The sequence below is a fragment of the Crocosphaera sp. Alani8 genome (genome assembly GCF_038442745.1).
In the GTDB taxonomy this organism is placed as follows: domain Bacteria; phylum Cyanobacteriota; class Cyanobacteriia; order Cyanobacteriales; family Microcystaceae; genus Crocosphaera.
In genome coordinates this window covers 1-4,339 of the sequence record NZ_JARVCN010000267.1, presented here as the reverse complement: position 1 = coordinate 4,339, position 4,339 = coordinate 1, and the positions used below count along the sequence as shown (strand labels likewise).

Sequence of the window (4,339 nt, the reverse complement as noted above, 5' to 3'; positions counted from 1 at the left end):
GCTGGTTTGTCCTGCGATAGCAAGATAAGTCTATGAAGGAAGAATCCCCCGAATTTTATTCGTGGGGAGTGTCAAGACCAAACACCTCAATAAATGCACACTTAACATCTACACCCGCATACAATATACCATAACTCTGATTAGGACCATCGAAACGTCCTCTGCCGCTCCTATCGAAATAGAGACTAGAAGTATAAGGTTTTCCACTACTACTGTTTGCAAGATTCAATCTATACAAAGGTTGATTTGCTCTAATCGTAAAACAAGGAAGAGAAACCTCATGAAAGTCTCTTGGAGGTTGAGGAAAGCGATCCATAATCGAGATAACACAGGCCTTAACATTTCAGATATTGTGGCAAATTTTGTCTAAATTCAACCTAATCTATCCACAACTACATTATGATGCAGAATGTTCCCCATAACAAGAAGCTGCCCAATTAACTCGCTTAATTTCACCCTCTCTTAGCATTTCCAAAGCAGTTTTGCCATCTAAGCGTACATCACCTGTGAGCATGAATATGATTACTGTCCAAACTCCATCGTCTTTGAGTTGGGACAAAACTTTATCTAAACCGGGTAGAATCTTACCATCAACAAATTGCCAAGCAGGGTAAAGGTACTGATTATCAACCTCTACAGCAATGATATCACCATTATCTCGCATTCGGTCCAAATCCTGAGACTTACAGTTCAATTTCTCACAAACTTCGCTTTCCTTAAGAGTTCCCCCTTCTTTTGCTAACAATTTTTTCTTCGCTCCCTCTCCCCTACTGATAGCTTCTTGTAAAGTAGCCTTTATTTTGTCTGATTGGTCTTTATCTTTTAAGAGGAATTCCACTCGTGCCATGTTACTTAACTAAAGGATTTATAATACTTTAACCAATAAATCTTGGTTGTAATCGATTTATAATGCTAATTTAATCAATAAATTTTGGTTATCTCTACCAACTTTTGTTGGTGGTAAGTGTATCATACATAATTGTCAATATCCATAATAGATAAAATGGATTTAAGGTTAATTACTATATTTAGACTATAGCTGATGATATCAGAACTTAAACGAGCAAAAAAAGTAGCTAACATTCACGGCCTCAATATACAGGAGATAGAATATTTGTTAGAAGCAATAGAAACAGTTTTTCAATGTCACATATCTGAGAAGTATAAAGCAATTTTTTATTTAGCGACAACTGGCCTATATTTAGCAGAAGATATGGCTAATATATATGATCATAGTCCAAAAAATATTAATGGAGATTTTAATAAAAATCTAGGGCAGTATCTCAAAGTATATTTGGAGTTAGAGGATAGTGATCGAGTGGGGATAACTTCTCTAAGGCGAATTATGTTTAAACAAGGATATTTCCAAGACGATATTGCAAAAATGTCTAGGGAAAGCTATCCTAACAATTTTGGCGATCGCACTCATTGATTGAGTTAGAAACTGTTATATTAAGAATTGTAAAGATTATACTTAATAAGAAAAATAGAGAAATGTCAGAGACAATTGTATTAGGTGGCGGCTGTTTTTGGTGCGTCGAGTCGGTTTATCAAAATGTTGGAGGGGTAGAAAAGGCTGAATCCGGTTATGCTGGAGGAGACACAAAAAACCCAACCTACGATCAGGTTTGTGGAGGTAGAACAGGACACGCAGAAGTGGTTAAAGTCACCTTTGACCCTCAAAAGATTTCCCTAACGGAAATATTAGAAATCTTTTTTATTGCCAGTCATGATCCTACCACATTAAACCGACAAGGAAACGATGTCGGAACCCAGTACCGTTCCATTATTCTCTGGGACTCACAAGAGCAACTGGAAACCTCCAAAAAAGTTATTGAAAGGCTCAATGGAGAAGACGTTTTTAAAGGAAAAATTGTTACAGAATTAAAGCAATTGACCGATTATTATCCTGCAGAAGAGTATCATCAAAACTACTTCAAAAAGCATCCCAACCAACCTTATTGTGTATTTAGTATTCCCCCTAAACTAAGCAAGCTTAAGAAGTATTTTCCCGAGAAAATATTAGCCTAATTTTAATTTGAGAGGCAGGAAACTTTGGCTATATCCCTGTCTCTTTGAGAATTACTCGTTGTTGTCAGAAGAAGAAAAAGGTAAGAGTTTCTGGGGAGATATAGGGGAAACAGGGGGAGGAGGAACAGGCCCAAATAACTCGGGAGTGGACAAAGGTAATTCATAGTCAGCCACAACTTCCCGCAGTTGACTAACTCGAAAAACCAGTTTAAACCTTTTCCCTAATTCTTTTTTAATTAATTTTTCCACTAAACCAACCTGGGTAGGGGTAATAGGATTTTTAGTATTTTCTTGAACTGTGACCAAAATAATAGGATAATCCTTGCTCCACGGGAAAGTTGGCCATTGAACATTTAGAGCTACTAACTCGCTTTGTTGACCAACCGTTACGGTTTTATTTTGTAAGAGGGTGATAATTTTTCCTTCAAACTTTTCTTGTCGGAGAAGATTTCCAAAACTAATAAATAAAGGAAATACTAAGATTCCTGTTAGGATAGTAAACCCACTCAAAGCTTGACTGGTTTGACCGTAATTAAGGTAATAACCACCAAGGATAAAAACAACAATACAGGATAGGGTAATGCCTAATAAGTTGGTGAGATACAACAAAAATGCCCCACTAGCCAAAGGTAAAGCCTTTTGAGATAGGGAGATACCCACAACACAGAGAGGGGGCATCAAAGCCACAGAAATAGCTGTTCCTGCCAAAGCATCGCTAAGTTTACGGCGGATTTTTGCGAAACCACTAATGCCTCCGGCTGCCACAGCTACCCCTAAATCTGTTAAAGTAGGCTCAGTTCTTGTTAGAATTTCAGGGCCAAAAGAAGCCTCTGGTAGAGCAAAAAACCCCCCAACCAGACCAGAAATAATAATAGCCGTCATAGTCCCTATAATTAGGGTGATAAGACTATTTTTGACCAAAAGGCGATCGGTATCTAACATCCCCAGAGCTAAGCCTCGTAAGGGTAACATTAAAGGTGCGATCAACATAGCACCGATAATGACTGCAGTGCTATTCATTAGTAGTCCAAGAGTTGCAAGGATGCAAGAACTTACCGTTAAAACAAGGAACTCTGTATCAAGTTCCGCTTCGTTTAGCAGTTCTTGTTGTAATTTCTCCCTAGTATTCGGAGGAACTCTAGGAACTTTTCGTTTAAACCATTGCCTGATAGGGATTAACATGACCACCTCGAACCTTAGCAAATAAGATATTAATTATCAGCATAAATAACCACAGCTAGGAAACCTCAGTTCGGTGTTAGGAGTTAAGTCTTCTACTATGGTAGAAGAAAATGATTAAGAACTAGACAAAAAAATACCGAAATAACTTTGTGTTTTTTTGATGACACAATCGCTGATATTTTGGGGCTAAATGTGTTATCCCATGATTAGTAAACGAGAAGTCAGAAATTTGGCTCTCCCATTAATAGACAGGTTGTTTTATTTCCCTTTCACTATGGTTAAAACAGGTAAGATTTACTGTTTTCAAGCAGATTATCGAGCATCTAGCCAATTTGATAAAGATCAAATCCCCGACTGGTTATCCCTAGAAGTCCACTGGCAAGGTTATTGCATCTCAACAGTTCCTTGGGTAGCTGATGTAGCAAGAGTTTTGGGTATTTTACCCGTTGAAGATACTCCAGAAGCTTGGATGAACTACTTAGAAGAGTTGGGACTACAGGGAGTGACCCAAGTTTGTTGTGAAGACTTTTTTGAGAACAGACTATACTCCTAAACAAAACAGAGAAATCTTTGTCCATCAAAAGGGTCACAGATCCACGCGTCCCTAAATCCTAGCGATTTAAAACATCATTGCGATGTGCAGAAGAACCAACAATTTCTACTACTTCATCGATCAATTCTTGAGGTACATTGATCTCCATAAGAGTAGCTACCAAATCTTCTGCGATCGCATCAAAATGAATATCTGTCAGTCCCATATCCTCAACGAACTTTTGATGAGCTTTTCTCATGGGTTTTCCATTCCATTGTTTAGCCCCTCCAAAAGCATAAGTCATAAAATCTTTCTGGTGTTGTCTTTGTTTATCCATATCGGTATTAGCGAAAAAGTGCTTAACTCTATCATCCGCTAACACTCTCTGATAAAAATTATTCACCGCCAGATCCACCGCAGCTTCTCCTCCTAACCTTTCATAAAGACTATCCATAGTTGTGTAATCTCTCTAAAATAAGTGTTCACTATATATTTTACAGGGTTTGCAAACAAAGCCCACCGCTTTTAAGGGTGGGATGTAGTTTGCCCGTCTTTAGACGGAGTGAGAAGTGTGCTTAATAAAGTTTATTTTAT

At 37.9% G+C, this 4,339-nt stretch carries 7 protein-coding genes; 3 read left to right on the top strand and 4 right to left on the bottom strand.

What is annotated here, in order from left to right; all coding sequences use genetic code 11:
* Positions 1-55 precede the first annotated feature (55 nt).
* Together P9B04_RS15195 and P9B04_RS15190 are read right to left on the bottom strand one after the other, a co-directional pair.
* A complete protein-coding gene (locus tag P9B04_RS15195) occupies positions 56-316 on the bottom strand; it encodes a hypothetical protein (protein ID WP_342055830.1) in 261 nt (86 codons plus the stop codon).
* A gap of 81 nt (positions 317-397) precedes the next feature.
* A complete protein-coding gene (locus P9B04_RS15190; protein ID WP_342055829.1) occupies positions 398-847 on the bottom strand; it encodes a hypothetical protein in 450 nt (149 codons plus the stop codon).
* A gap of 195 nt (positions 848-1,042) precedes the next feature.
* Between P9B04_RS15190 and P9B04_RS15185 the strand changes: the two genes are divergently transcribed.
* Both P9B04_RS15185 and msrA read left to right on the top strand, forming a co-directional pair.
* Positions 1,043-1,432, top strand: coding sequence for a hypothetical protein (locus P9B04_RS15185; RefSeq protein WP_342055828.1), 390 nt, complete (start codon positions 1,043-1,045; stop codon positions 1,430-1,432).
* A gap of 62 nt (positions 1,433-1,494) precedes the next feature.
* A complete protein-coding gene (msrA, locus tag P9B04_RS15180; RefSeq protein ID WP_342055827.1) occupies positions 1,495-2,031 on the top strand; it encodes a peptide-methionine (S)-S-oxide reductase MsrA in 537 nt (178 codons plus the stop codon).
* A 51-nt stretch (positions 2,032-2,082) separates the two neighbouring features.
* Here the strand turns inward: msrA and P9B04_RS15175 are convergent, their stop codons facing one another.
* Entirely contained in the window at positions 2,083-3,213 is a 1,131-nt protein-coding gene (locus P9B04_RS15175) for a TIGR00341 family protein (RefSeq protein WP_342055826.1), read from the bottom strand.
* 274 nt (positions 3,214-3,487) lie between these two features.
* On the opposite strand from P9B04_RS15175, the gene P9B04_RS15170 reads away from it, so the two are divergent.
* Entirely contained in the window at positions 3,488-3,766 is a 279-nt protein-coding gene (locus tag P9B04_RS15170; RefSeq protein WP_342055831.1) for a hypothetical protein, read from the top strand.
* Between the two features lie 58 nt (positions 3,767-3,824).
* Here P9B04_RS15170 and P9B04_RS15165 read toward each other — a convergent pair whose 3' ends face one another.
* A complete protein-coding gene (locus P9B04_RS15165) occupies positions 3,825-4,199 on the bottom strand; it encodes a group I truncated hemoglobin (RefSeq protein ID WP_342055825.1) in 375 nt (124 codons plus the stop codon).
* Between the last annotated feature and the right edge of the window lie 140 nt (positions 4,200-4,339).